This window comes from Dyella sp. ASV21 (assembly GCF_016428975.1).
Taxonomy (GTDB): Bacteria; Pseudomonadota; Gammaproteobacteria; order Xanthomonadales; family Rhodanobacteraceae; genus Dyella.
In genome coordinates, this window is record NZ_JAELTT010000436.1 from 1 (window position 1) to 227 (window position 227).

1 pseudogene is annotated in these 227 nt (G+C 58.1%); it reads right to left on the reverse strand.

Annotation, left to right across the window (positions count from 1 at the left end):
• Positions 1 to 161, reverse strand: a pseudogene (locus tag JHD67_RS22575) (helix-turn-helix domain-containing protein); the annotation flags it as partial.
• Positions 162 to 227: the final 66 nt, after the last annotated feature.

Sequence of the window (227 nt, forward strand, 5' to 3'; positions counted from 1 at the left end):
GCGGGCCGGATGCCACCGGTTTCCGACAGAATCCGACGTACCGACGAATGGTGTCGATCGAACGACCGGGCGATCTGATGAAGTGACTCGCCCCGTTGCCATCGATCCCACATCATCCCTATCTGGGCGTCGGTGTAATAAATCTTTGGTCGCTGGGACATCTTGCAACACTCCCGCTGCTCGCGCAGTCTTTAGTGTGTTGCAACGACCGGCTGAAACCGCAGTCG